The following is a 24,949-nucleotide window of genomic DNA, read 5'->3' as shown; positions in this document are numbered from 1 at the left end:
GATGAAAAATCTCTCACGCATAAATGACGATGCGCGCTGGCAGTCGGTGCTGGATCGCGATCCTGACGCCGATGGTCAGTTTGTTTTTGCGGTACAGACCACCGGCATCTTTTGCCGACCGTCCTGTCGGGCAAAACACGCGTTGCGGCAAAACGTTCGTTTCTTTGCCAGTGCGGAGCAGGCGCTGGCCGCAGGATTCCGCCCCTGCAAACGCTGCCAGCCAGACAAAGACAACGCCCGACAGCATCAGCTGGATAAAATCACGCACGCCTGTCGTTTACTGGAACAGGATGCCCCCATCACGCTGGACGCCCTGGCGCAGCAGGTGGCAATGAGCCCATTTCATCTGCACCGGTTGTTCAAAGCCACGACGGGAATGACGCCAAAAGCCTGGCAGCAATCCTGGCGCGCCCGCCGTCTGCGCGATGCGCTGGCGAAAGGAGAGACGGTAACGCAGGCGATCCTGAACGCCGGTTTTCCCGACAGCGGCAGTTACTATCGCAAAGCGGATGAGACGCTCGGCATGACGGCGAAGCAGTTTCGTAAGGGCGGCGATAATCTCCCCGTTCGCTATGCCCTCGCAGATTGTGCGCTGGGACGCTGCCTGGTTGCGGAGAGCGAGCGGGGAATCTGCGCGATTTTACTGGGCGATGATGATGCCGGGCTTATCGCCAGCCTGCATGAACTGTTTCCCGCCGCGCAGGATGAACCCGCTGATCGCCCTTTCCAGCAGCGCGTGCGCCAGGTTATCGCCAGTATTAATGCACGCGATATACCGCTGTCACTGCCGTTAGATATTCAGGGCACTGCGTTCCAGCAGCAGGTCTGGCAGGCGCTGCGCACGATTCCCTGTGGGGAAACCGTCAGCTATCAGCAGATCGCCAGCGCAATCGGCAAGCCGAAGGCGGTTCGTGCCGTTGCCAGCGCCTGCGGGGCAAATAAACTGGCGATTGTGATCCCGTGCCATCGGGTGGTGCGCGGCGACGGCGCGCTATCGGGTTATCGTTGGGGCGTGGCGCGCAAGGCGCAGCTTCTGCAACGAGAGGCGCGACATGAGGATAAATGATGCTGGACTTATTTGCGGATGCTGAACCCTGGCAAGAGCCGCTGGCGTCCGGCGCGGTTATCTTGCGCCGTTTCGCCTTTCGCGAGGCGCCATCGCTGATTGAGGCCATCGCGGCGGTCGCCGCGCAGTCGCCATTTCGCCAGATGGTGACGCCCGGCGGCTATACCATGTCGGTGGCGATGACAAATTGCGGTCAGCTCGGCTGGACGACGGATCAACACGGATATCTCTATTCTCCCGTCGATCCGTTAACCGGGCGGCGTTGGCCGCCGCTGCCTGAGGTCTTTACCAGCCTGTGCCATCGCGCGGCGATCGCGGCGGGCTATGCTGATTTTCAGCCGGATGCCTGTCTTATCAATCGCTATGCGCCCGGCTCAAAGTTGTCGTTGCATCAGGATAAAGACGAACCGGATCTGCGCGCGCCGATTGTGTCGGTTTCTTTGGGCCTTCCGGCCATTTTTCAGTTTGGCGGCCTGCGTCGTAACGATCCGTTAAAACGCCTTTTGCTGGAGCACGGCGATGTGGTGGTCTGGGGCGGTGAATCGAGACTGTTTTACCACGGCATACAACCGCTTAAAGCGGGCTTTCATCCGCTGACGGCGGACTGTCGTTACAACCTGACGTTTCGCCAGGCGGGTAAAAAAGAATAAAAATAAGAATTATTATTGCTGTCGGCGTTGAGATGTTTAAACTGCGGGCTGTTATTCCTTGCCCGGGTTGTATGAATGGAACTACTTCTTCTTGTCTGGCGGCAGTATCGCTGGCCATTTATCAGCGTGATGGCGCTCAGCCTCGCCAGCGCTGCGCTGGGGATTGGCCTGATTGCCTTTATCAATCAGCGCCTCATCGAAACGGTGGATACCACGCTGATGGTGCTGCCGGAATTTCTCGCGCTGCTGCTTTTACTGATGGCGGTGACGCTGGGCTCCCAACTGGCCTTAACCGCGTTAGGGCACCATTTTGTCTATCGCCTGCGCAGCGAATTTATCAAACGTATTCTGGACACGCAGGTTGAGCGCATCGAACAACTGGGCAGCGCCTCGCTGCTGGCAGGGTTAACCAGTGATATCCGCAACATCACGATCGCGTTCGTACGCCTGCCGGAGCTGGTACAGGGGATCATCCTGACGGTGGGTTCCGCCGCGTATCTGGCGATGTTATCCACTAAAATGCTGCTGGTGACGGCAATCTGGATGGCAATCACCATCTGGGGCGGGTTTGTGCTGGTGGCGCGCGTGTATAAGCACATGGCGACGCTGCGCGAAACGGAAGATAAGCTGTATCAGGATTTTCAGACGGTGCTGGAAGGGCGCAAAGAGCTGACCCTGAACCGTGAGCGCGCGGAACATATCTTTAACCATTCATATATCCCGGATGCGAAAGAGTATCGCCACCATATTATTCGCGCCGATACGTTCCACCTGAGCGCCGTTAACTGGTCAAACATTATGATGCTGGGCGCGATTGGTCTGGTGTTCTGGATGGCGAACAGCCTGGGCTGGGCGGATACCAACGTGGCGGCGATCTATTCGCTGACGCTGCTGTTCCTGCGCACGCCGCTGCTCTCTGCGGTTGGCGCGTTGCCGACGCTGCTCACCGCGCAGGTGGCTTTCAACAAGCTGAATAAATTTTCGCTGGCGCCGTTTAAAGCGGAATTTCCTCGTCCTGACGCCTTTCCTGACTGGAAAACGCTGGAGTTACGCAATGTCGTTTTCCATTATCAGGATAATGCGTTTTCAGTAGGGCCGATCAACCTGACCATCCAGCGCGGGGAACTGCTGTTTCTGATTGGCGGCAATGGTAGCGGGAAATCGACGCTGGCGATGCTGCTGACGGGGCTGTACCAGCCTCAGTCAGGCGAAATTTTACTGGATGGCAAAACGCTTTCCGCAGAGCGTCCTGAGGACTACCGGAAACTCTTTTCCGCTGTGTTTACCGATGTCTGGCTGTTTGATCAACTGCTGGGGCCGGAAGGCAAACCGGCCAAAGCGGAACTGGTGGAAAAGTGGCTTGAGCAACTGAAAATGGCGCACAAGCTGGAGCTACGCGATGGCCGGATTCTGAACCTGAAGCTGTCGAAAGGGCAGAAAAAGCGCGTGGCGTTGCTGCTGGCGCTGGCGGAGGAGCGTGACATCATTCTGCTGGATGAATGGGCCGCCGATCAGGACCCGCATTTCCGCCGTGAATTTTATCAGGTGCTGCTGCCGCTGATGCAGGAGATGGGCAAAACCATCTTTGCGATCAGTCATGACGATCATTACTTTATTCACGCCGATCGCCTGCTGGAGATGCGTAACGGGCAGTTGAGTGAACTGGTCGGCGATGAACGCGACGCCGCCTCCCGCGATGCGGTTGCGCGTACCGCCTGATCCTGTAGGCCGGATAAGGCGTAGCCGCATCCGGCCTGGTTGCCCGATGGCGCGACGCTTATCGGGCCTGCCATTCCCTGCATGATGCTGATTTTTTATCCACTCGCGGCGCCGTTTATTGTTATTTACATAACCTCGCGCCATGCTTAATGGCATCTCATTTCATGGATTTATAATTAATGTCCGCAATGACCAAAAACAGCGCCAGACTGCGCGATGAAGAGCGTGCGCGTCTTATCTGGCTGCTCACCACCGATAAAGCGATTATTTCCGCCCTGTCAGGCAAGCTCACCCTGGCTGAGCAATATGATGTCGGTACGCTGGCCGACGATATTGCTGAGGTAGGGGCGCTGGTGGCTCACCTGCCGCCGCCGGACCTGGCGGATACCCTTGAAGCGCTGCCTTCCGAAGAACGTCATGCCTTATGGCGGCTGGTCGAGAATGAAAAACGCGGCAAAGTGCTGCTGGAAGCGTCCGAAAACGTCTGGGATGACCTGATTGATGAAATGACCGACCGCGCGCTGTTGGACGCGCTGCAATACCTCGACATTGACGAACAGATTTATCTCGTTCAGCACCTGCCGCGTAACCTCACCGGGCGACTGCTGGCGACGCTGCCGCCAGAGGAGCGCGCCCGCGTCCGTCAGGTTATGCACTACGAGAAGAATCGCGTCGGGGCGATCATGGAGTTCGAGGTCATCACCGTGCGCCCGGACGTGACGCTGGAGGTGGTGCAGCGCTATTTACGCCGTCTGGGAAAAATGCCGGAAAACACCGACAAACTCTTTGTAACGAACCGGAATAAAATACTGGTCGGCGAGCTGTCTCTGACGCGTATTCTGCTCAGTGACGCGCAGCGTAAAGTCAGCGACGTGATGGATGACGATCCGCTGACCTTTGCCCCGGAAGATATCTCTGAGAATGCGGCGCGCACCTTTGAACGTGACAACCTGGTTAGCGCCGCCGTGATCGATCCTTCCGGCAAACTGATGGGACGCCTGACCATCGATGAGATCGTTGATGTGGTCTACGAAGAAACCGACACCGATCTGCGTCGCATGGGGGGCCTGAGCGCCGAAGAAGATGTCTTTGCGCCCGTCGCCAAAGCGGTAAAAACCCGTTGGGCATGGCTGGCGATAAACCTGTGCACGGCGTTTATCGCCTCCCGGGTGATCGACGGCTTTGAACACACGATCTCGCAACTGGTGGCGCTGGCTTCTCTCATGCCGATTGTCGCCGGGATTGGCGGCAATACCGGGAATCAAACCATTACTATGATTGTTCGCGCGCTGGCGCTGCAAAATATTCAGCCCGGCAACCTGACCTTTCTCATTTTGCGTGAAATGGGCGTGGCGCTGGTCAACGGCCTTGTCTGGGGCGGCATCATGGGCGGCGTGACCTGGTGGCTCTACGACGATATCGCCCTTGGCGGCGTTATGACGCTGGCGATGGTGCTGAATTTACTGGTGGCGGCGCTGATGGGCGTGATCATCCCGATGACGATGGTAAAGCTCGGGCGTGACCCGGCGGTCGGCTCAAGCGTGATGATTACCGCCATTACCGATACCGGCGGTTTCTTTATTTTTCTGGGGCTGGCGACGGTATTTCTGCTTTAACCGCCTGATTACGCCTGATCATCCGTAGCAGCAAAAGCATGGCGATGAGCGATGCGGGAATGCTGTTGTCCCGTTAATTGTCAATAACCTTATAAATATTCAACGTATTGCTAACGTTTTTAAAATCTTAATATAATTTATAAACAATATTTAAATCTTTTACCTGAAGTGTTAACGTTGATGCCGCTCGATTTTCACCTGCAAAAAGCAAAAAAAACGATACTAAAAGTAAGGCATTAACATTATGAAAAAAGTGACTGCCATGCTCTTCACCATGGCTGTGGGGCTGAATGCTGTCTCGATGGCGGCAAAAGCGAAAGCGACCGAAGAGCAGGAAACGGATGTACTGTTGATTGGCGGCGGCATCATGAGCGCCACGTTAGGAACCTATTTGCAGGAGCTGGAACCGGAGTGGTCAATGACCATGGTTGAGCGACTGGATGGGGTTGCACAGGAGAGTTCTAACGGCTGGAACAACGCCGGAACAGGCCACTCCGCGCTGATGGAACTGAACTACACGCCGAAAAAAGCCGATGGTTCCGTCAGCATCGAAAAGGCAGTCGACATTAACGAAGCCTTCCAGGTTTCCCGCCAGTTCTGGGCGCATCAGGTACAGAGCGGCGTTCTGCACGAACCACACTCGTTTATCAATACCGTTCCGCACATGAGCTTTGTCTGGGGCGATGATAACGTCAATTTCCTGCGCGCCCGCTATACCGCGTTGCAGCAGAGCACGCTGTTCCGCGGTATGCGTTACTCCGAAGATCATGCGCAAATTAAAGAGTGGGCGCCGCTGGTCATGGAAGGTCGCGACCCGAAACAGAAGGTTGCCGCGACCCGCACTGAAATCGGTACTGACGTGAACTACGGGGAAATCACGCGTCAGCTGGTGGCATCGTTGCAGAAAAAACCGAACTTTGCGCTGCAACTGAATACCGAAGTCCGTGGATTTAAACGTAACGCGGATAACTCCTGGACCGTGACCGTCGCCGATCTGAAAAACGGTGAAGCGGAACATGCGATTAAGGCGAAATTTGTCTTTATCGGCGCGGGCGGCGCGGCGCTGAAGCTGTTGCAGGAGACGGGCATTCCTGAAGCGAAAGATTACGCGGGATTCCCGGTTGGCGGCCAGTTCCTGGTTTCAGAGAACCCGGATGTGGTTAACAACCACCTGGCGAAGGTATACGGCCAGGCGTCGGTCGGCGCACCGCCGATGTCCGTACCGCACATCGATACCCGTATTCTGGATGGCAAACGCGTCGTGCTGTTTGGGCCGTTCGCGACGTTCTCCACGAAGTTCCTGAAAAACGGTTCGCTGTGGGATCTGCTGAGTTCGACCACGACCTCTAACTTTATGCCGATGGTCAACGTAGGGATGGATAACTTCGATCTGGTGAAATACCTGATTAGCCAGGTGATGCTGAGCGATGATGAACGCTTTGAAGCGCTGAAAGAGTACTATCCGCAGGCGAAGAAAGAAGACTGGCGTTTGTGGCAGGCGGGCCAGCGTGTGCAGATCATCAAGCGTGATGAAGACAAGGGCGGCGTACTGCGTCTGGGCACTGAAGTGGTCAGCGACAAAGACGGTACGATTGCCGCGCTGCTGGGCGCGTCTCCGGGGGCATCCACTGCTGCGCCGATCATGCTGCATCTGATGGAAAAAGTGTTTAAAGAGAAAGTGGCCAGCCCGGAATGGCAGGCGAAGCTGAAAACGATTGTTCCGTCTTACGGGACTAAGCTGAACGGCAATATTGAGGCCACGGAACAAGAGCTGCAATACACCAGCGACGTTCTGGGGCTGAAATATGACAAGCCGCAGGTGGTGGACGAAGCGCCAAAACCGCAGCTTAAGCCGCAGGCTCAACCGCAGCCGGCGCATAAAGCTGTCGCGGATATCGCGCTGTAAAAACGTATTGCGGCATGCCGGATGGCGCTGCACTTATCCGGCCTACAACGAGCAATATGTAGGCCAGATAGGCGGTACGCCGCCATCCGGCAAAACGTTCCTTAACGCGCCACTGCGTCCTGTACTTTATCTTCCGCTTTCCAGATACGGTATTTCACCTCTACGTTAGCCGGGGTGTACACCACGATCGGCAGCTTGCTGTTATAACGCACCATTCCGGCATCGCCCAGATAGGCCGTCACAAACTTCTGCTCTTTCTTGCCATCCGGGCAGGCCATCATGGTAGAAACCGGGGAGGTTACTTTATCAAAAACGTAGTAGTCGTAACCCCAGCCTTCCAGCGTTTTGCTCGCCAGTTCGCCGCCAAGACGGTGATGGTTGCAATCCACTTCCAGCGTCTGGCCGATCAGCAGTTCCACTTTCAGGGTAGACTCATCTTCCTGGGGAGTAAGCTGGATAACCTGGCGCTTCATCCCTTTTTCCGCTTTCGGATACGGCGCGATTTTTTCCAGAGGTTGCGTATTGGCATCGCTGGTCGCCGCCCATGCGGAGGTACTGGCGAAAGCCGCTAACAGTACGGCAGGTACAATTGTCTTCATTTTCGAGTTCACAGCGTTTCCTTTCTTCTGTCTTCTGAACGATTCCCGGCAGGTTAACACATTCATATTGGCTATTAATCTAAATTTACTTATATTTTAAGATGGTTAATTGAGTGTTTACTTGTTTGATAGCGATATATTCCATTTCTTGCACGTTAAATAGGATTATTCTCCAATTAAGCCTTTCGTTATATACTTATTAATATAACCCTTTGAAATGTGAACAAAAGCACATTCAGATACGCTAACCCCACACTCTTTTGATCCGGCGACAGCATTTACCCCAATCGGGGTATGCACCTCTAACACATCCTGAAATATCTTACCGATCATAATAATGACTTAGTGGTAGTGCGGTTTATTTAGTCGTTCACCTTCCGGTGTGAGCGTCGTGATGGAAGGGCGATGTCATGGTTGATCTATCCCGTCGAGGAATACTGACAGGCAGTTGGCGCAAAGCCAACAGCGGGCTCCGTCCGCCCTGGTCTGGGGACGAATCACACTTCCTGACGCACTGCATCCGTTGCGACGCCTGCATTCAGGCATGTGAAACCGACATTTTACAGCGGGGGCAGGGCGGCTATCCGGGCGTTAATTTTAAGCAGGGTGAATGCAGCTTTTGTTATGCCTGCGCGCAAGCCTGTCCTGAATCACTCTTCCTTCCGCGCCACACCAGGGCCTGGGATCTGAACTTTACGATTGGGCAGAATTGTCTGGCGTATCAGTCCGTTGAGTGTCATCGCTGCCAGGATAGCTGCGAACCACTGGCGATAACGTTTCGCCCCACGCTGTCAGGCATTTATCAGCCGCAACTCGACAATCAGGCATGCAGCGGATGCGGGGCGTGTGTCGCTATTTGCCCGACATCAGCGATCAATGCGGAGTACAACCATGCAGCACAGTAACTGGCAGGTCTGTAGCCTGGTCGTCCAGGCCAAAAGTCAGCACATCACCGACATCAGCACGCAATTGCACCAGTTTCCGGGCTGTGAAGTCGCGCTGAGCGATGTCGACAGCGGTCAGTTGATCGTGGTGGTGGAAGCAGAACACAGCGGAACGCTGATGCAAACAATTGAGTCGGTACGCAACGTTGCGGGCGTGCTGGCGGTGTCGCTGGTTTATCACCAGCAGGATGAGCAAGGTGAGGAAACACCATGAAACTCAGTCGTCGTAGCTTTATGAAAGCTAACGCCGTTGCGGCCGCTGCGGCGGCTGCCGGGCTAAGCGTGCCGGGCGTCGCCCGCGCAGTGGTTGGTCAGCAGGAAGCCATCAAATGGGACAAAGCCCCGTGCCGTTTTTGCGGAACGGGTTGCGGCGTGCTGGTCGGTACTCAGCAGGGCCGTATTGTGGCCTGTCAGGGCGATCCTGATGCGCCGGTCAACCGTGGCCTTAACTGCATTAAGGGCTACTTCCTGCCCAAGATCATGTATGGCAAAGACCGTTTAACGCAGCCGATGCTGCGCATGAAAGACGGCCAGTACAACAAAGAAGGTGAATTTACCCCAATCAGTTGGGATCAGGCCTTCGATGTGATGGAAGAGAAATTTAAGGCCTCCCTGAAAGAAAAAGGGCCGGAAGCGATTGGTATGTTTGGTTCCGGGCAGTGGACGGTCTGGGAAGGTTATGCCGCCGCGAAGCTGTTCAAAGCCGGTTTCCGTTCCAACAATATCGACCCGAACGCGCGCCACTGCATGGCGTCGGCGGTGGTGGGCTTCATGCGTACTTTTGGTATGGATGAGCCGATGGGGTGCTACGACGATATCGAACAAGCCGACGCCTTTGTGCTATGGGGCTCTAACATGGCGGAGATGCACCCGATCCTGTGGTCGCGCATCACCAACCGCCGTCTGTCCGATCCGAACGTTAATGTCGCGGTTCTCTCAACCTTCCAGCATCGTAGCTTTGAGCTGGCGGATAACGGCATCGTCTTTACGCCGCAAAGCGATCTGGTGATCCTCAACTATATCGCCAATTACATCATTCAAAACAATGCGATAAATCAGGATTTCTTCAGCAAATACGTCAACCTGCGTAAAGGGACGACCGACATCGGTTATGGCCTGCGTCCAACGCACCCGCTGGAAAAAGCGGCGAAGAATCCGGGCTCTGACGCCTCTGAGCCGATGAGCTTCGACGAGTACAAAGCGTTTGTCGCGGAGTACACGCTGGAGAAAACCGCAGAAATGACCGGCGTGCCGAAAGATCAGCTGGAGCAGCTGGCGCAGTTGTATGCCGATCCGAAGAAAAAAGTGCTCTCCTACTGGACGATGGGCTTTAACCAGCATACGCGTGGCGTATGGGCCAACAACCTGGTGTATAACCTGCACCTGTTGACCGGCAAGATCTCCCAGCCAGGCTGTGGTCCGTTCTCCCTGACCGGTCAGCCTTCCGCCTGCGGTACGGCGCGTGAAGTTGGGACATTCTCCCACCGTCTGCCTGCGGACATGGTGGTCACTAATGAAAAACACCGTGATATCTGCGAAAAACACTGGCAGATCCCAACGGGCACCATCCCGGCGAAAATCGGTCTGCACGCCGTAGCGCAGGATCGTGCGCTGAAAGACGGCAAGCTGAACGTCTACTGGGTGATGTGCAACAACAACATGCAGGCCGGGCCGAACATCAATGAAGAGCGTATGCCGGGCTGGCGCGATCCGCGTAACTTCGTCATCGTCTCCGATCCGTACCCGACCGTCAGCGCGCTGGCCGCTGACCTGATTCTGCCAACGGCGATGTGGGTGGAGAAAGAAGGGGCCTACGGTAACGCTGAGCGTCGTACCCAGTTCTGGCGTCAACAAATTAAAGCGCCGGGTGAAGCGAAATCAGACCTGTGGCAGCTGGTGCAGTTCGCTCGTCGTTTCAAAACGGAAGAGGTCTGGCCGGAAGAACTGCTGGCGCAAAAACCAGAACTGCGCGGCAAAACCCTCTACGACGTTCTGTTTGCCACGCCTGCGGTCAGCAAATTCCCGCTGACCGATCTGGCGGAAGACCAGCTGAACGATGAATCCCGTGAGCTGGGTTTCTACCTGCAAAAAGGGCTGTTTGAAGAGTACGCCTGGTTTGGTCGCGGACACGGCCACGATCTCGCGCCGTTCGATGATTATCACAAAGCGCGCGGTCTGCGCTGGCCGGTGGTTGACGGTAAAGAGACCCAGTGGCGTTACAGCGAAGGCCATGATCCGTATGTCAAAGCGGGAGAAGGCTACAAGTTTTACGGTAAGCCGGACGGCAAAGCGGTGATTTTCGCCCTGCCGTTTGAACCCGCCGCGGAAGCGCCGGATAAAGAGTATGACCTGTGGCTTTCTACCGGTCGCGTACTGGAGCACTGGCACACCGGCAGCATGACGCGCCGCGTGCCTGAGCTGCATCGCGCCTTCCCGGAAGCGGTGCTCTTTATTCATCCGCTGGACGCGAAAACGCGCGACCTGCGCCGTGGCGATAAGGTCAAAGTCATCTCCCGCCGTGGGGAAGTGATTTCGGTTGTCGAAACGCGCGGGCGTAACCGTCCGCCGCAGGGACTGGTGTACATGCCGTTCTTCGACGCCGCACAGCTGGTGAACAACCTGACGCTGGATGCGACGGACCCGCTCTCTAAAGAGACGGATTTCAAGAAGTGCGCCGTCAAACTGGCGAAGGTGTAACACACCATGTCCCGGTCAGCGAAACCCCAAAATGGCCGCCGCCGCTTTTTGCGCGATATGGTTCGCACGGCAGGCGGGCTGGCTGCCGTTGGCGTGGCGCTGGGGTTACAGCAGCAAACCGCTCGCGCAACGGGCGTGCGGTTGCGCCCGCCGGGGGCATTGAGTGAAGACGCGTTCGCCAGCGCCTGCGTGCGCTGCGGGCAGTGCGTTCAGGCATGTCCGTATGACACCCTGAAGCTGGCGACGCTGGCTTCGGGTTTGTCTGCCGGTACGCCTTACTTTGTCGCCCGCGATATTCCCTGCGAAATGTGTGAAGACATTCCATGCGCCAAAGTTTGCCCCAGTGGGGCGTTGGATCGAGAGATCGAATCCATTGACGATGCGCGCATGGGGCTGGCGGTACTGCTGGACCAGGAGAACTGCCTTAACTTCCAGGGACTGCGCTGCGACGTTTGTTATCGCGAGTGCCCAAAAATCGATGAGGCGATCACGCTGGAGCTGGATCGCAATATGCGTACCGGCAAACATGCGCGCTTTCTTCCCACCGTTCACAGCGACGCCTGCACCGGCTGCGGTAAGTGCGAAAAAGTCTGTGTGCTGGAGCAACCGGCGATAAAAGTGTTGCCGCTGTCGCTGGCGAAAGGGGAGTTGGGGCACCACTACCGCTTCGGCTGGCTGGAGGGGAAAGATGGCAAATCGTAAACGCGATGCCGGGCGCGAAGCGCGAGCGAAAAAAGGCTGGTGGCGCAGCCATCGCTGGCTGATTTTGCGGCGGATAAGTCAGTTTCTGGTGCTGGGAATGTTTCTCAGTGGCCCGTGGGCGGGCGTCTGGATTCTGCACGGTAACTACAGCAGTAGCTTGTTGCTGGATACCATTCCTTTAACCGACCCGCTGATAACGTTGCAAAGCCTTGCCAGCGGGCATTTACCTGCCGCCGTTGCGCTGACCGGCGCCGCCATTATTACGGTGCTGTATGCCCTGGCAGGAAAGCGATTATTTTGCAGTTGGGTCTGTCCGCTGAACCCAATTACCGATTTTGCGAACTGGCTACGCAGAAGGTTTGACCTGAATCAGTCCGCAACGATTCCGCGTCATATACGGTACGTCCTTCTGGTTGTCGTGCTGGTGGGATCGGCGCTAACCGGAACGCTACTGTGGGAATGGATAAACCCGGTTTCCCTGCTGGGGCGTAGCCTGGTGATGGGATTCGGTAGCGGTGCACTGCTGATTATCGCTCTGTTTTTATTTGATTTACTGGTCGTTGAACACGGCTGGTGCGGACATATCTGCCCTTTGGGCGCGTTGTATGGCGTGCTGGGAAGTAAAGGCGCGCTAACGGTGGCGGCGAAAGATCGCGAGAAATGTAACCGCTGTATGGATTGTTTTCATGTTTGCCCGGAACCGCACGTCCTGCGTGCGCCGGTGCTGGATGAGCAAAGTCCGGTGCAGGTCACCAGCCGCGATTGCATGACGTGCGGTCGCTGCGTGGATGTCTGTTCTGAGGACGTATTTACAATAACAACACGATGGAGTTCGGGAGCGAAATCATGAAAAGCCATGACCTGAAGAAAGCGCTGTGTCAATGGACGGCCCTGCTTGCCCTGGTGGTGAGTGGTGCGGTTTGGGCAGCAAACGGAGTGGATCTGAGCCAGTCGCCGGAAGTTTCGGGGACGCAGGAAGGGGCGATTCGCATGCCGAAAGAGCAGGAACGTATGCCGCTGAACTATGTTAATCAGCCGCCGATGATCCCGCATAGCGTTGAAGGTTATCAGGTAACGACCAATACCAACCGCTGCCTGCAATGTCATGGTGTGGAAAGCTACCGTACGACCGGCGCGCCGCGTATTAGCCCAACGCACTTTATGGACAGCGACGGCAAAGTTTTAGGCGAAGTCGCGCCGCGTCGTTACTTCTGTTTGCAGTGCCATGTGCCGCAGGCGAATGCCGCGCCGATCGTGGGTAATACCTTTACCCCGTCGAAAGGTTACGGGAAATAAGAGGTCATTATGGAAAATTCTAACCGTAAACCTGGCGTGATTAAGCGGGTCTGGCAATGGTGGCGTCGCCCCAGCCGCCTGGCGATCGGCACGTTGCTGTTAATCGGTTTTGTTGGCGGCATTATTTTCTGGGGCGGTTTCAACACCGGGATGGAAAAGGCCAACACCGAAGAGTTCTGTATCAGCTGCCACGAAATGCGCAACACCGTCTATCAGGAATACATGGAAACCGTGCACTACAACAACCGCAGCGGCGTTCGCGCCACCTGTCCTGACTGTCACGTTCCGCACGAGTGGGGCCCGAAAATGATCCGTAAGATCAAGGCCAGTAAAGAGCTGTACGGGAAGGTGTTCGGCATTATCGATACTCCGCAGAAGTTTGAAGATCACCGCCTGACAATGGCGCAGAGCGAGTGGCGACGGATGAAAGACACCAATTCGCGGGAGTGCCGTAACTGCCACAACTTCGAATTTATGGATCTCACCGCTCAGAAAGGCGTTGCCGCCAAAATGCACGACCAGGCAGTGAAAGAGGGGCAAACCTGTATCGACTGCCACAAAGGGATTGCGCATAAACTCCCGGATATGCGCGAAGTGAAACCGGGCTTTTAATAATGAGTGGGTATGCTTGAAGCCAGAGAACTGCTCTGCGAGCGGGATGACAGAATACTGTTCAGTGGGCTGTCGTTTCGCGTGAACGCAGGGGAATGGGTACAAATTACCGGGGGCAACGGCGCGGGGAAAACCACCCTTTTGCGGTTGCTCACCGGGCTGGCGCGCCCCGACGCAGGGGAAGTGTGCTGGCAAGAGCAGGCGTTGCACCGCGTGCGCGACAGCTACCATCAAAATCTGTTGTGGATTGGACATCAGCCGGGGATTAAAACCCGGCTTTCGGCGTTGGAGAACCTGCGCTTTTTCCACCATGACGGCGATACGGCGCAGTGTCTGGCCGCGCTGGCGCAGGCGGGGCTGGCCGGATACGAAGACATCCCCGTCAACCAGCTTTCCGCTGGACAGCAACGGCGCGTGGCGCTGGCGCGTCTGTGGCTGACCCGCGCGACGCTCTGGATCCTCGACGAGCCGTTTACCGCTATTGATGTCAATGGCGTTGAGCGTCTGACGCAGCGCATGGCTGAACATACACAGCAGGGCGGGATCGTCATCCTCACCACGCACCAGCCGCTGAATGTCGCGACTGACAAAATACGGCGCATCGCGCTGACCGGCGAGAGGGCAGCGCAATGATGTGGCAAATCTTTCGTCTTGAGCTGCGCGTGGCGTTTCGTCATAGCGCGGAAATCGCTAACCCGCTGTGGTTCTTTCTGATTGTTATCACGCTTTTCCCACTGAGCATTGGCCCGGAGCCGCAGCTGCTGGCGCGCATTGTTCCCGGCATTATCTGGGTGGCGGCGTTGCTCTCTTCGCTGCTGGCGCTGGAGCGTCTGTTTCGCGATGACTTACAGGACGGCAGCCTGGAGCAACTGATGCTCCTGCCGCTGCCGTTACCGGCGGTGGTGCTGGCGAAAGTGATGGCGCACTGGGTGGTGACCGGCCTGCCGCTGCTGATCCTCTCCCCGCTGGTGGCGTTATTGCTGGGAATGGATATGTACGGCTGGCAAATCATGGCGCTGACTCTGCTGCTTGGCACACCGACCCTGAGTTTTCTTGGCGCGCCGGGCGTGGGGTTAACGGTGGGCCTGAAGCGCGGCGGCGTATTGCTGAGCGTGCTGGTGCTGCCGCTGACCATTCCGTTACTGATTTTCGCCACTGCGGCGATGGATGCGGCCTCCATGCATTTGCCCGTTGAGGGATATATGGCGATTTTGGGCGCGTTGCTGGCGGGCAGCGCAACGTTAAGCCCTTTTGCTACGGCGGCAGCGTTACGTATCAGCATGCAGTAGCGCGGTCTTTGACTGGCGACAAACTGTAGGATGCCGGATGACGTTACGCTTATCAGGAAAGTCTGTAGGTCTGATAAGGCGTCTTTGCCGTCATCCGGCATAACTGAAGTTTCATTCGTTTTGATTGAATCTGGTGACTGAACTATGTGGAAAACACTTCATCAACTGGCGATTCCCCCACGGCTTTATCAGATCTGTGGCTGGTTCATCCCGTGGCTGGCGATAGCCAGCGTGGTGGTGCTGGCGGCGGGCTGGGTCTGGGGGTTTGGCTTCGCGCCTGCGGATTATCAGCAGGGGCAAAGCTACCGCATCATCTACCTGCATGTCCCGGCGGCGATCTGGTCGATGGGGATTTACGCCTCGATGGCGGTTGCCGCATTCATCGGTCTGGTCTGGCAAATGAAAATGGCTAACCTGGCGGTGGCGGCGATGGCGCCTGTTGGCGCGGTGTTTACCTTTATCGCGCTGGTTACCGGTTCCGCCTGGGGCAAACCGATGTGGGGAACCTGGTGGGTATGGGACGCGCGATTGACCTCCGAACTGGTGCTGCTGTTCCTGTACGTCGGGGCGATAGCGTTGTGGCACGCCTTTGACGATCGCCGCCTGGCGGGACGCGCGGCGGGCATTCTGGTGCTGATTGGCGTCGTTAATTTGCCGATCATCCACTACTCGGTGGAGTGGTGGAATACGCTACATCAGGGATCAACTCGTATGCAGCAGAGCATTGACCCGGCGATGCGCGCGCCGCTGCGCCTGGCGATTATCGGTTATCTGCTGCTGTTTATCACGCTGGCGCTGATGCGGATGCGTAACCTGATTTTGTTAATGGAAAAACGTCGCCCGTGGGTGAGTGAACTGATTTTAAAAAGAGGCCGCCAATGACCAGCGCATTTGCATCCTGGAGTGATTTCTTTGCTATGGGCGGTTACGCCTTTTATGTCTGGCTGGCGGTTGTGATGACCGTGATCCCACTGGCGGCGCTGGTGGTGCATACCGCCATGCAGCACCGTGTGATTTTGCGCGGTGTGGCGCAGCAGCGAGCGCGTGAAGCGCGGATGCGTGCGGCGCAGGCGCAGCGGGAGGCGGCATGAATATCCGTCGTAAAAATCGTTTGTGGATAGCCTGCGCGGTGCTGGCCGGTTTGGCTCTGACTATCACGCTGGTACTTTATGCGCTGCGTTCCAATATCGACCTGTTCTATACGCCAGGCGAAATTCTCTACGGTAAACGCGAAACGCACCAACTGCCTGAAGTGGGGCAACGCCTGCGCGTCGGCGGCATGGTCATGCCCGGAAGCGTGAAGCGCGACCCGGATTCGCTGAAAGTGAATTTCAGCATCTACGACGCCGAAGGCGTGGTGGATGTGACGTACGAAGGCATTCTGCCGGATCTGTTCCGCGAAGGGCAGGGCGTGGTGGTGCAGGGGGAGCTGGGCGAGAAAAACCATGTGCAGGCGAAAGAGGTGCTCGCCAAACATGATGAAAACTATACCCCGCCGGAAGTTGAAAAAGCGATGCAGGAAAACCATCGTCGCCCGGAAAGCGTTTATAAGGATAAAGCATCATGATGCCTGAAATTGGCAACGCGCTGCTGTGTCTCGCACTCGGCGTGGCGCTGTTGCTGTCCGTTTATCCGCTGTGGGGCGTGGGGCGCGGCGATGTGCGCATGATGGCCTCGGCGAGGCCATTCTCCTGGCTGCTGTTTATCCTGGTGATGGGCGCGTTTCTGGTGCTGATCAATGCCTTCGTGGTGAATGATTTTACTGTTACCTATGTCGCCAGCAACTCCAACACGCAACTGCCGGTCTGGTATCGCGTCGCCGCGACCTGGGGAGCGCACGAAGGGTCGCTTCTGCTATGGGTATTGCTGATGAGCGGCTGGACGTTTGCCGTGGCCGTGTTCAGTCAGCGGATGCCGCTGGATATCGTCGCCCGCGTACTGGCGGTGATGGGGATGGTCAGCGTCGGTTTTCTGCTGTTTATTCTGTTCACCTCCAACCCGTTTTCCCGTACGTTGCCCAACTTTCCGATTGAAGGGCGCGACCTGAATCCGCTGTTGCAGGACCCGGGGCTGATCTTCCACCCGCCGCTGCTCTATATGGGCTATGTCGGTTTCTCGGTGGCGTTCGCGTTCGCGATCGCCGCGCTGATGAGTGGGCGTCTGGACAGCACCTTTGCCCGCTTTTCCCGTCCCTGGACGCTGGCCGCATGGGTATTCTTAACGCTGGGTATCGTGCTTGGCTCTGCCTGGGCCTATTACGAGCTGGGCTGGGGCGGCTGGTGGTTCTGGGACCCGGTGGAAAACGCCTCATTTATGCCGTGGCTGGTGGGCACCGCGTTGATGCACTCCCTGGCGGTGACTGAACAGCGCGCCAGCTTCAAAGCCTGGACGCTTCTGCTTTCAATATGCGCCTTCTCACTCTGCCTGCTCGGTACTTTCCTGGTGCGTTCTGGCGTGCTGGTGTCGGTGCATGCTTTTGCCTCCGATCCATCGCGCGGGATGTTTATTCTCGCCTTTATGGTACTGGTGATCGGCGGTTCTCTGCTGCTGTTCGCGACGCGTGGACACAAGGTTCGCTCGCGGGTGAATAACGCACTCTGGTCGCGTGAGTCACTGCTGTTAGCCAATAACGTCCTGCTTATCGCCGCCATGCTGGTGGTGTTGCTGGGAACATTGCTGCCGCTGGTGCATAAACAGCTCGGTCTGGGCAGTATTTCAATCGGCGAACCGTTCTTTAATACCATGTTCACCTGGCTGATGGCGCCGTTCGCGCTGCTGCTGGGCATCGGGCCGCTGGTTCGCTGGGGACGTGACAGACCGCGCAAGTTGCAGCGGTTGTTGGTTATCGCGCTGGTGAGCACGTTAGTGCTGTCGATGCTGCTGCCGTGGCTGTTTGAAGACAAGATTGTCGCCATGACGGTGGTCGGGCTGGCGATGGCGTGCTGGGTATTTGTGCTGGCGGTAGCGGAAGTCGCGCAGCGCGTTTCGCGTGGTACGAAAATGACGCTCAGCTACTGGGGAATGGTCGCCGGGCACGTTGGGCTGGCGGTGACGATTGTCGGCATCGCGTTTAGCCAAAACTACAGCGTGGAACGTGATGTCCGCATGAAAGCGGGCGACAGCGTCAGCATCCACGACTATCAATTCACCTTCCGTGAAGTGAAGGAGATTACCGGCCCGAACTATCGCGGCGGGGTGGCGATTATCGGTGTGACGCGGGAAGGTAAAGCAGAAGCGACGTTGCATGCGGAAAAACGTTTTTATAACAGCACCAGCTCAATGATGACGGAAGCGGCGATCGATGGCGGGATCACCCGCGATCTGTATGCCGCTCTCGGCGAAGAGCTGGACAATGGCGCATGGGCGGTGCGCCTGTATTACAAACCGTTTATCCGCTGGATCTGGGCGGGAGGGCTGTTGATGGCGCTTGGCGGGTTGTTCTGCCTGTTTGATCCGCGCTATCGCCAGCGTTCATGCCCGCAAAAAACCGCGCCGGAGGCTGTATGAAGCGCAACGTACTGTTAATACCTTTCGTCATTTTTCTGGTTATTGCGGCGGCGTTGCTGTGGCAGCTGGCGCGTAATGCGGAAGGGGACGATCCGACGAATCTGGAATCGGCGCTGATTGGCAAACCGGTGCCGACCTTCCGTCTCGAATCGCTGGAAAATCCTGGTCAGCACTATCAGGCAGACGTGCTGACTCAGGGGAAACCGGTGCTGCTCAACGTGTGGGCGACCTGGTGCCTGACCTGCCGCGCTGAACATCAGTATCTGAATCAGCTGTCTGCGCAGGGAATTCGCGTGGTTGGCCTGAATTATAAAGACGATCGCCAGAAAGCGATTACCTGGCTGAAAGAGTTAGGGAATCCTTATGCGCTAAGCCTGTTTGATGGCGACGGTATGCTTGGGCTGGATCTGGGCGTTTACGGCGCGCCGGAAACCTTTCTGATCGACGGTAAAGGGATCATTCGTTATCGCCATGCAGGCGATCTGAACGCCAGGGTATGGGAAAGTGAAATAAAACCGCTCTGGGAGCAGTACAGTAAGGAGGCCGCGCAATGAGATTCTTACTGGGTGTGCTGATGCTGGTGATCTCCGGCTCGTCGTTGGCTGCTATTGATGTTATGCAGTTCAAAGATGAAGCGCAGGAGCAGCAGTTCCGCCAGCTCACCGAGCAACTGCGCTGCCCGAAATGCCAGAACAACAGCATCGCGGACTCTAACTCGATGATTGCCACCGACCTGCGTCAGAAGGTTTATGAACTGATGCAGGAAGGTAAAAGCAAGCAGGAGATCGTTGATTACATGGTGGCGCGCTACGGTAACTTCGTCACCTACGATCCGCCGCTGACGCCGCTTACCGTGCTGTTGTGGATCTTGCCGATCGCCGCTATTGGCGCTGGCGGCTGGATTATCTTCTCCCGTTCGCGGCGGCGCGTACGTGTAAAACAGGAAACCTTTTCTGACGAGGTGACGCCGAAGGGACGCCAGGCCGGATTATGGCTGTTTGCTCCCGGGGTTGTGATCGCGCTGATTGTCGGGGCGGTAAGTTACTACCAGACCGGTAACTATCAGCAGGTAAAAATCTGGCAACAGGCTACGGCGCAGACGCCAGCGTTGCTGGAGCGCGCGCTGGACCCTGACGCGCAGCCGCTGAATGAGGAAGAGATGACACGCCTGGCGCTTGGTTTGCGTACCCGACTGCAAAGCGATGCTGGCAATGTGGAAGGCTGGATTATGCTTGGGCGTATCGGCATGGTGCTGGGGAATGCCAGCACGGCGACGGAAGCGTATGCCAATGCGTACAGACTGGACCCCAAAAATAGCGATGCCGCATTAGGGTATGCGGAAGCGCTGACCCGTTCTTCCGATCCTGATGATAATCGTCGGGGAGGGGAGCTGTTGCGCCAGCTGGTGAGAAGCGATCATGCCAACATTCGGACGTTGAGTATGTATGCGTTTAATGCCTTCGAGCAGCAGCGTTTCGGCGAGGCGGTCGCAGCCTGGGAGATGATGCTGAAATTGCTGCCCGCCAATGATTCCCGCCGGGCAGTGATTGAACGCAGTATTAAGCAGGCATTAGCGCAGCTTTCGCCGCAGGCGGAATAAATGAGTGTGGCAAGGCCGGATGGTACTTGCCACGCGACTTGTAGGCCCGATAAGCGTAGCGCCATCGGGCATATCTTGTTACTGCATTCCGCGTGTTTGTAAAAAGAGAATGGTCGCCGCGACGCGCGAGCGCACGTTCAGCTTTCGCAGTAAATTACGAATATGCACCTTAACCGTCTGCTCAGAAATATTCAGCACGGAGGCAATCTGTTTGTTCGACAGTCCCTGAGCCAGTTCGTGCAGCACGTCCAGTTCGCGTTCAGTGAGCACGCTAAAGGGATCTTCCTCTGCGCCAAACAGTTCCCGTTCGCGCAGGTATTCGCTGACGCGATCGCTGAATACCTTGCCGCCGTTGGCGCCAGCACGAATCGCTTCCAGCAGCACTTCCGGGTCGCTGTCTTTCAGTAAATAGCCGTCCGCTCCGGCATCAATCAGCGCGTACACGTCACTGGCAGAGTCGGAAACCGTCAGGATAATGATCTGTGCGGTGACGCCATCCCGACGCAGCGCATTCAGCGTATCAAGCCCGCTCAGGCCTTTCATATTCAGGTCAAGCAGGATCAGATCAAGATCGAGACGGCTTGCCAGATCGATAGCACTCGCCCCATCGCCAGCTTCGGCAACGACATTAAATGCGGTATCCAGTTCCAGTAATTGACGAATACCTCGTCGCATAAGTGGATGATCGTCCACAATAAGCACCTGAAAAGGCGTTGCTTCAGGCATACTATTCTCCTGAGTACATACTCGTATCATTATTGTTTTTAGCGCGAAAATCGTCCAGATTCATCGCGTTGATGAGAGAATAAATTTTACCCTATTTTGGGCATGGGTAAGTAGTAAAACCTTTTGATTATGCGGTGTTAGCACAGTACTGGAAGGGAACGGCAGGCATAAAAAAACCAACCGTAAGAGGTTGGTTTTTCTAAGGGATTTTGGTCGGCACGAGAGGATTTGAACCTCCGACCCCCGACACCCCATGACGGTGCGCTACCAGGCTGCGCTACGTGCCGACTTGTGGATGCCAATACTACCGCTTTCCACCACGAATGCAAGGGGATGTCTTGCTAACTGATTTATAATTAATCAGTTAGCAATGAATCGTTTCTCGTCGGTCAGTACCTGCAACAACAGGCTCAGCTGCGGCTTCTGGTCTTTGATCTTCTCGCCGTGTAGATCGTACGTCTGATAGGTGCCGTTATTGTTCAGTACCAGCGTCATTTCCGGCGTGGTAATCGCCAGCGTACTGCCGTCCGCTGCGGTCACCCAGTAATGGCGGCGCGTGGCGTTGAACAGATCCTGTCCCTGCGAGTACTCATTGGCTGGCGTACTGACGTGCAACAGTCGCTGCATCAGCGTCGTCATCAAATCCGTATGGTCGGTCAGAGTGTTGATTCGCTGCGCTGGCGTGCCCGGCCAGTGAATGATCAACGGCACTTGCAGATGGCCGCGAGACCAGGCGAAATGACTCTCTTCCTGCGCTAACGGTACGCCGCGACCGCCCGTAATAATCACCACGGTGTTGTTGAGTTTCCCTGCGTCACGCAGTGCGCTGAGCACCCGGTTAATCTGGGCATCCACGTTCTCTGCGGCGCGGGCATACCGTTTCGCAAAGTCTTTCTGGTTGCTGTCGTCAACGTTTGTGCCGTTGAAGGAAACCCATGAGAACCAGCGGTTATCTTCCTGGGCGTAACGTCCTAACCAGTTAATCCACTGGCTCGCCGTCTGCTCGTCGGACTGCGTTTGCACAGTTGGCATGGAGAAGTCTGACAGCAGCGCCTGGCGGTAGAGCGGGCTGGTGAAGCCGTCAGAAGAGAATAGCCCTAACTGATAGCCTTGCTGGTTCAGCGCCGAGATCAGCGCGGCAGGCGTTCTGGTCGACAGAATGCCGTCCATATAGCTGGGCGATACGCCATAGAACAGACCAAATATTCCATTGTCAGACGTGTTGCCTGAACTCATGTGGCGCGTGAACGACGTATTCTGTTCGGCGAATGCGGCCAACGCGGGCATCTGTTTTTCATAGCGGGAGTAGTTCAGCGCGTCGACCGTAATTAACAGTACGTTCTGGCCGGTGCCCATGTCGCGATACTGCAAATCGCTCAGCGGATACTGAACGGAAACGGCTTCCGGGTTGCCTTGTTCCACCAGACGGCGCTGATACTCCTGCGCATCCAGCAGACCGTGTTTTTCCAGAAAACGGCGCGCCGTCATCGGGTATGACAGCGGTAAATTCGCGCGCTGCATGGTGATCGGGCGATAGAAGTTGGCGTCTGCCCAGATATACACCACATGCGAAGCGATAAATGAGACGAAAAAGAACGCGGCAAGCGGTTTGGCGAAATGGCGACGTCGCGTCAGGCTGCGCAGCTTTTGCCAGCTCCAGGTCGCAAACAGCATTTCGATTAACAGGATGACCGGCACGCTAATAAACATCAGTTGCCAGTCGCGCGCCATCTCGTTCTGATCGGGGTTAATGACCAGTTCCCAGACAATGGGATTCAGGTGCAGGTGGAAGCGGGTAAAAACTTCGCTGTCGATCAGCAACAGCGTCATGCCCGCCGTCGCCAGGATGGCTGACAAAAAACGCATCAGCCGCTGGGACATGACAATAAATGTCAGAGGAAACAGGATCAGCAGGTAGGCGGCGAACACCAGAAAGCTGAAGTGCCCGACAATGCTCAGGTACGAGTAAATACGCCCTGCAAGCGTTGTCGGCCAGTCTGCGACAAACAGGTAACGGCTACCGAGCACCATGGCCAGCAGAATGTTGAACAGTGCAAACCAGTGCCCCCAGCTAACCATCTGGGAGACTTTTTCACGGTAGCGCTGACGATGAGTTACCATAAATAGCCGTTCGTTTCCCTTAATGCGCTTTGTCGTCGTTAATTGAAGACTGTAATGCGCGGGCAAAAGAGTTCGCAATCGCCTGGCGTTGAGCCGGTGCGATGCTGGTGTTGATAAGGTTGGTGACCATGTTTCCCAGCACCATCAGGGAAAGGTCGGTCGGTGCCTTATGTTTTTCCAGTACGTTGAGCAGGTCACTCAGTAATTGTTCAACGTGTTCGTCACTATAGCGGGAGTGTTGTGGCATAAATCGCAATCAGTTTGTTCATGAAAGGGCAACATATTACCGTAGCAACAGTTTTTTTTCTGCTTTTTTATCTCCTGTTGCGTCACCGCCCGTCAGGTGATTGAATACCGCCCGGTCATAAAGGAGAGTTTATCATGAGTCTGGATATCAACCAGATTGCCCTGCACCAGCTTATCAAACGTGATGAGCAAAATCTTGAGCTGGTCTTGCGCGATTCATTACTGGAGCCGACAACCACCGTTGTCGATATGGTGGCTGAACTGCACCGGGTCTATAGCGCCAAAAACAAAGCGTACGGCCTGTTCAGCGAAGAGAGTGAACTGGCGCAAACGCTGCGGTTGCAGCGTCAGGGCGAGGAGGATTTTCTTGCCTTTAGCCGTGCGGCGACCGGCCGTTTACGCGACGAACTGGCGAAATACCCGTTTGCGGACGGCGGTATTGTCCTGTTCTGCCATTACCGTTATCTGGCGGTGGAGTATCTGCTGGTGGCGGTGCTGAACAACTTAAGCAGCATGCGCGTGAATGAGAACCTGGATATCAACCCGACGCACTATCTGGATATTAACCATGCGGATATTGTGGCGCGTATCGATTTGACCGAATGGGAAACGAACCCGGAATCCACCCGTTATCTGACCTTCCTGAAAGGCCGGGTAGGGCGCAAAGTGGCCGATTTCTTTATGGATTTCCTGGGCGCCAGCGAAGGGCTGAACGCGAAAGCGCAAAACCGGGGGCTGTTGCAAGCGGTGGACGATTTCACCGCAGAAGCGCAACTGGACAAAGCTGAACGTCAGAATGTCCGTCAGCAGGTGTACAGCTACTGCAATGAGCAATTGCAGTCTGGTGAAGAGATTGAGCTTGAATCGCTGTCGAAAGAGTTATCCGGCGTCAGCGAAGTCAGCTTCAGAGAATTTACCGCTGACAAAGGCTATGAGCTGGAAGAGAGTTTCCCGGCGGACCGCAGCACGCTGCGTCAACTGACGAAATATGCCGGGAGCGGCGGTGGGTTAACCATCAACTTCGACGCCATGCTGTTAGGTGAGCGGATTTTCTGGGACCCGGCGACCGATACGCTGACGATCAAGGGAACGCCGCCAAACCTGCGCGATCAGCTCCAGCGTCGGACGTCCGGCGGTAATTAACGGTTTTGACGTTATGTGTTGTAACGCCGGATAGCGGTGCAGGCACCTTATTCGGCTTACGGTTCATCGCCTTGTCGCGCACCATAAAAAAACCCCGCCGTGGCGGGGTTTTTCTTCAACTTGTTGGCGATTACGCGCGAACGAAGTCGATGTGAGTCAGCTTCGGCTTGAACGCGTGACGCTGTACAGCCTGAGCTTTAACTTTTACTTCTTTACCGTCAACAACGATGGTCAGAACTTCGCTGTAGAACTCAGCTTTAGCTTGCATGTTCATAACCTGGTCGTGGTCCAGTTCGATAGCAATCGGGGCTTCAGCGCCACCGTAGATGATTGCCGGGAACTTGTTAGCGGCGCGCAGGCGGCGGCTCGCACCCTTACCCTGCTCTTTACGTACTTCTGCGTTGATAGTAAACATTTAAATCTCTCTTAAATAATTCCTGTTACAGGCGACCCAGCAACAGGTAAGTGATCTGCTTTGCGTATGCAAAAGCGGGCGAGATTCTATACTCA

At 56.0% G+C, this 24,949-nt stretch carries 27 protein-coding genes and 1 tRNA gene; 21 read left to right on the top strand and 7 right to left on the bottom strand.

The window, feature by feature from the left end:
* Position 1 precedes the first annotated feature (1 nt).
* The 5 genes from ada (at position 2) to mqo (ending at position 6,957) form a co-directional block, all read left to right on the top strand.
* Positions 2-1,066: a bifunctional DNA-binding transcriptional regulator/O6-methylguanine-DNA methyltransferase Ada gene (gene ada / locus OGX75_RS08160; RefSeq protein WP_114848238.1), complete on the top strand. Its 1,065-nt coding sequence runs from the start codon at positions 2-4 to the stop codon at positions 1,064-1,066.
* Positions 1,066-1,716 (top strand): DNA oxidative demethylase AlkB, encoded by a 651-nt coding sequence (alkB, locus tag OGX75_RS08155; protein WP_024130162.1) that lies wholly within the window; start codon positions 1,066-1,068, stop codon positions 1,714-1,716. Before ada ends, alkB begins: the two co-directional genes overlap by 1 nt.
* 75 nt (positions 1,717-1,791) lie before the next feature.
* On the top strand, positions 1,792-3,435 hold the full coding sequence (locus tag OGX75_RS08150; protein WP_047462412.1) for a multidrug ABC transporter permease/ATP-binding protein: 1,644 nt from the start codon (positions 1,792-1,794) through the stop codon (positions 3,433-3,435).
* Positions 3,436-3,614: 179 nt separating this feature from the next.
* On the top strand, positions 3,615-5,051 hold the full coding sequence (gene mgtE / locus OGX75_RS08145) for a magnesium transporter (protein ID WP_049009135.1): 1,437 nt from the start codon (positions 3,615-3,617) through the stop codon (positions 5,049-5,051).
* A gap of 244 nt (positions 5,052-5,295) precedes the next feature.
* A complete protein-coding gene (gene mqo / locus OGX75_RS08140; protein WP_112001896.1) occupies positions 5,296-6,957 on the top strand; it encodes a malate dehydrogenase (quinone) in 1,662 nt (553 codons plus the stop codon).
* A 101-nt stretch (positions 6,958-7,058) separates the two neighbouring features.
* Here the strand turns inward: mqo and eco are convergent, their stop codons facing one another.
* Together eco and yojO are read right to left on the bottom strand one after the other, a co-directional pair.
* Positions 7,059-7,556, bottom strand: a complete 498-nt coding sequence (gene eco, locus OGX75_RS08135) for a serine protease inhibitor ecotin (protein WP_134769216.1) — start codon at positions 7,554-7,556, stop codon at positions 7,059-7,061.
* A 165-nt stretch (positions 7,557-7,721) separates the two neighbouring features.
* Positions 7,722-7,889, bottom strand: coding sequence for a protein YojO (gene yojO / locus OGX75_RS21285; RefSeq protein ID WP_487490358.1), 168 nt, complete (start codon positions 7,887-7,889; stop codon positions 7,722-7,724).
* Positions 7,890-7,966: 77 nt separating this feature from the next.
* Between yojO and napF the strand changes: the two genes are divergently transcribed.
* The 15 genes from napF to OGX75_RS08060 all read left to right on the top strand — a co-directional run bounded on the left by napF (position 7,967) and on the right by OGX75_RS08060 (position 20,203).
* Entirely contained in the window at positions 7,967-8,461 is a 495-nt protein-coding gene (gene napF / locus OGX75_RS08130; RefSeq protein ID WP_024130164.1) for a ferredoxin-type protein NapF, read from the top strand.
* Positions 8,448-8,714, top strand: coding sequence for a chaperone NapD (napD, locus tag OGX75_RS08125; protein WP_012131547.1), 267 nt, complete (start codon positions 8,448-8,450; stop codon positions 8,712-8,714). Before napF ends, napD begins: the two co-directional genes overlap by 14 nt.
* On the top strand, positions 8,711-11,197 hold the full coding sequence (gene napA, locus OGX75_RS08120; RefSeq protein WP_286451198.1) for a nitrate reductase catalytic subunit NapA: 2,487 nt from the start codon (positions 8,711-8,713) through the stop codon (positions 11,195-11,197). The genes napD and napA overlap by 4 nt, the downstream gene beginning before the upstream one ends.
* Before the next feature lie 6 nt (positions 11,198-11,203).
* Positions 11,204-11,899: a ferredoxin-type protein NapG gene (gene napG, locus OGX75_RS08115; protein WP_024130165.1), complete on the top strand. Its 696-nt coding sequence runs from the start codon at positions 11,204-11,206 to the stop codon at positions 11,897-11,899.
* Positions 11,886-12,749 carry a quinol dehydrogenase ferredoxin subunit NapH gene (gene napH, locus OGX75_RS08110; protein ID WP_012131550.1) on the top strand — a complete coding sequence of 288 codons (864 nt, stop codon included), beginning with the start codon at positions 11,886-11,888 and terminating at the stop codon, positions 12,747-12,749. Before napG ends, napH begins: the two co-directional genes overlap by 14 nt.
* A complete protein-coding gene (gene napB, locus OGX75_RS08105; protein ID WP_286451199.1) occupies positions 12,746-13,195 on the top strand; it encodes a nitrate reductase cytochrome c-type subunit in 450 nt (149 codons plus the stop codon). The genes napH and napB overlap by 4 nt, the downstream gene beginning before the upstream one ends.
* A gap of 9 nt (positions 13,196-13,204) precedes the next feature.
* Positions 13,205-13,807: a cytochrome c-type protein NapC gene (gene napC / locus OGX75_RS08100; RefSeq protein ID WP_012131552.1), complete on the top strand. Its 603-nt coding sequence runs from the start codon at positions 13,205-13,207 to the stop codon at positions 13,805-13,807.
* A 6-nt stretch (positions 13,808-13,813) separates the two neighbouring features.
* Positions 13,814-14,440 (top strand): cytochrome c biogenesis heme-transporting ATPase CcmA, encoded by a 627-nt coding sequence (gene ccmA / locus OGX75_RS08095; RefSeq protein ID WP_102949630.1) that lies wholly within the window; start codon positions 13,814-13,816, stop codon positions 14,438-14,440.
* Entirely contained in the window at positions 14,437-15,096 is a 660-nt protein-coding gene (gene ccmB, locus OGX75_RS08090) for a heme exporter protein CcmB (protein ID WP_012131555.1), read from the top strand. The genes ccmA and ccmB overlap by 4 nt, the downstream gene beginning before the upstream one ends.
* Before the next feature lie 144 nt (positions 15,097-15,240).
* Positions 15,241-15,978 (top strand): heme ABC transporter permease, encoded by a 738-nt coding sequence (locus OGX75_RS08085; RefSeq protein WP_012131556.1) that lies wholly within the window; start codon positions 15,241-15,243, stop codon positions 15,976-15,978.
* The gene (ccmD, locus tag OGX75_RS08080) at positions 15,975-16,187 is read left to right on the top strand and encodes a heme exporter protein CcmD (RefSeq protein WP_012131557.1); all 213 of its coding nucleotides are present in this window, start codon (positions 15,975-15,977) and stop codon (positions 16,185-16,187) included. Before OGX75_RS08085 ends, ccmD begins: the two co-directional genes overlap by 4 nt.
* Positions 16,184-16,663, top strand: a complete 480-nt coding sequence (ccmE, locus tag OGX75_RS08075) for a cytochrome c maturation protein CcmE (RefSeq protein WP_012131559.1) — start codon at positions 16,184-16,186, stop codon at positions 16,661-16,663. The genes ccmD and ccmE overlap by 4 nt, the downstream gene beginning before the upstream one ends.
* A complete protein-coding gene (locus OGX75_RS08070; RefSeq protein ID WP_047462438.1) occupies positions 16,660-18,603 on the top strand; it encodes a heme lyase CcmF/NrfE family subunit in 1,944 nt (647 codons plus the stop codon). Before ccmE ends, OGX75_RS08070 begins: the two co-directional genes overlap by 4 nt.
* The gene (gene dsbE / locus OGX75_RS08065) at positions 18,600-19,157 is read left to right on the top strand and encodes a thiol:disulfide interchange protein DsbE (RefSeq protein WP_286451200.1); all 558 of its coding nucleotides are present in this window, start codon (positions 18,600-18,602) and stop codon (positions 19,155-19,157) included. Before OGX75_RS08070 ends, dsbE begins: the two co-directional genes overlap by 4 nt.
* The gene (locus OGX75_RS08060) at positions 19,154-20,203 is read left to right on the top strand and encodes a cytochrome c-type biogenesis protein CcmH (RefSeq protein ID WP_286451201.1); all 1,050 of its coding nucleotides are present in this window, start codon (positions 19,154-19,156) and stop codon (positions 20,201-20,203) included. The genes dsbE and OGX75_RS08060 overlap by 4 nt, the downstream gene beginning before the upstream one ends.
* Before the next feature lie 78 nt (positions 20,204-20,281).
* On the opposite strand, the gene narP is transcribed toward OGX75_RS08060, so the two are convergent.
* The 4 genes from narP to OGX75_RS08040 form a co-directional block, all read right to left on the bottom strand.
* Complete coding sequence (narP, locus tag OGX75_RS08055; protein ID WP_012131563.1) at positions 20,282-20,929, bottom strand: nitrate/nitrite response regulator protein NarP; 648 nt, start codon at positions 20,927-20,929, stop codon at positions 20,282-20,284.
* Positions 20,930-21,139: 210 nt separating this feature from the next.
* Positions 21,140-21,216 (bottom strand) — tRNA-Pro (locus OGX75_RS08050).
* Positions 21,217-21,289: 73 nt separating this feature from the next.
* Complete coding sequence (gene yejM / locus OGX75_RS08045; protein WP_012131564.1) at positions 21,290-23,050, bottom strand: LPS biosynthesis-modulating metalloenzyme YejM; 1,761 nt, start codon at positions 23,048-23,050, stop codon at positions 21,290-21,292.
* A 19-nt stretch (positions 23,051-23,069) separates the two neighbouring features.
* Positions 23,070-23,297, bottom strand: a complete 228-nt coding sequence (locus tag OGX75_RS08040) for a YejL family protein (protein ID WP_012131565.1) — start codon at positions 23,295-23,297, stop codon at positions 23,070-23,072.
* Between the two features lie 134 nt (positions 23,298-23,431).
* On the opposite strand from OGX75_RS08040, the gene yejK reads away from it, so the two are divergent.
* Positions 23,432-24,439: a nucleoid-associated protein YejK gene (gene yejK, locus OGX75_RS08035; protein ID WP_012131566.1), complete on the top strand. Its 1,008-nt coding sequence runs from the start codon at positions 23,432-23,434 to the stop codon at positions 24,437-24,439.
* A gap of 130 nt (positions 24,440-24,569) precedes the next feature.
* Here yejK and rplY read toward each other — a convergent pair whose 3' ends face one another.
* Positions 24,570-24,854, bottom strand: coding sequence for a 50S ribosomal protein L25 (gene rplY / locus OGX75_RS08030; RefSeq protein WP_012131568.1), 285 nt, complete (start codon positions 24,852-24,854; stop codon positions 24,570-24,572).
* Positions 24,855-24,949 lie beyond the last annotated feature (95 nt).

Origin of the sequence: Citrobacter sp. CK199, assembly GCF_030333285.1 — a bacterium.
GTDB classification, from domain to species: Bacteria; Pseudomonadota; Gammaproteobacteria; order Enterobacterales; family Enterobacteriaceae; genus Citrobacter_B; species Citrobacter_B koseri.
Note: the sequence above shows the minus strand (reverse complement) of the source record. Positions and strands in the feature narration are given on the sequence as shown.

Coding starts and splice junctions, on each gene's coding strand:
- ada (WP_114848238.1), top strand. CDS start 2: ATGAAAAATCTCTCACGCATAAATGACGATGCGCGCTGGCAGTCGGTG.
- alkB (WP_024130162.1), top strand. CDS start 1,066: ATGCTGGACTTATTTGCGGATGCTGAACCCTGGCAAGAGCCGCTGGCG.
- OGX75_RS08150 (WP_047462412.1), top strand. CDS start 1,792: ATGGAACTACTTCTTCTTGTCTGGCGGCAGTATCGCTGGCCATTTATC.
- mgtE (WP_049009135.1), top strand. CDS start 3,615: ATGTCCGCAATGACCAAAAACAGCGCCAGACTGCGCGATGAAGAGCGT.
- mqo (WP_112001896.1), top strand. CDS start 5,296: ATGAAAAAAGTGACTGCCATGCTCTTCACCATGGCTGTGGGGCTGAAT.
- eco (WP_134769216.1), bottom strand. CDS start 7,556: ATGAAGACAATTGTACCTGCCGTACTGTTAGCGGCTTTCGCCAGTACC.
- yojO (WP_487490358.1), bottom strand. CDS start 7,889: ATGATCGGTAAGATATTTCAGGATGTGTTAGAGGTGCATACCCCGATT.
- napF (WP_024130164.1), top strand. CDS start 7,967: ATGGTTGATCTATCCCGTCGAGGAATACTGACAGGCAGTTGGCGCAAA.
- napD (WP_012131547.1), top strand. CDS start 8,448: ATGCAGCACAGTAACTGGCAGGTCTGTAGCCTGGTCGTCCAGGCCAAA.
- napA (WP_286451198.1), top strand. CDS start 8,711: ATGAAACTCAGTCGTCGTAGCTTTATGAAAGCTAACGCCGTTGCGGCC.
- napG (WP_024130165.1), top strand. CDS start 11,204: ATGTCCCGGTCAGCGAAACCCCAAAATGGCCGCCGCCGCTTTTTGCGC.
- napH (WP_012131550.1), top strand. CDS start 11,886: ATGGCAAATCGTAAACGCGATGCCGGGCGCGAAGCGCGAGCGAAAAAA.
- napB (WP_286451199.1), top strand. CDS start 12,746: ATGAAAAGCCATGACCTGAAGAAAGCGCTGTGTCAATGGACGGCCCTG.
- napC (WP_012131552.1), top strand. CDS start 13,205: ATGGAAAATTCTAACCGTAAACCTGGCGTGATTAAGCGGGTCTGGCAA.
- ccmB (WP_012131555.1), top strand. CDS start 14,437: ATGATGTGGCAAATCTTTCGTCTTGAGCTGCGCGTGGCGTTTCGTCAT.
- OGX75_RS08085 (WP_012131556.1), top strand. CDS start 15,241: ATGTGGAAAACACTTCATCAACTGGCGATTCCCCCACGGCTTTATCAG.
- ccmD (WP_012131557.1), top strand. CDS start 15,975: ATGACCAGCGCATTTGCATCCTGGAGTGATTTCTTTGCTATGGGCGGT.
- ccmE (WP_012131559.1), top strand. CDS start 16,184: ATGAATATCCGTCGTAAAAATCGTTTGTGGATAGCCTGCGCGGTGCTG.
- OGX75_RS08070 (WP_047462438.1), top strand. CDS start 16,660: ATGATGCCTGAAATTGGCAACGCGCTGCTGTGTCTCGCACTCGGCGTG.
- dsbE (WP_286451200.1), top strand. CDS start 18,600: ATGAAGCGCAACGTACTGTTAATACCTTTCGTCATTTTTCTGGTTATT.
- OGX75_RS08060 (WP_286451201.1), top strand. CDS start 19,154: ATGAGATTCTTACTGGGTGTGCTGATGCTGGTGATCTCCGGCTCGTCG.
- narP (WP_012131563.1), bottom strand. CDS start 20,929: ATGCCTGAAGCAACGCCTTTTCAGGTGCTTATTGTGGACGATCATCCA.
- yejM (WP_012131564.1), bottom strand. CDS start 23,050: ATGGTAACTCATCGTCAGCGCTACCGTGAAAAAGTCTCCCAGATGGTT.
- OGX75_RS08040 (WP_012131565.1), bottom strand. CDS start 23,297: ATGCCACAACACTCCCGCTATAGTGACGAACACGTTGAACAATTACTG.
- yejK (WP_012131566.1), top strand. CDS start 23,432: ATGAGTCTGGATATCAACCAGATTGCCCTGCACCAGCTTATCAAACGT.
- rplY (WP_012131568.1), bottom strand. CDS start 24,854: ATGTTTACTATCAACGCAGAAGTACGTAAAGAGCAGGGTAAGGGTGCG.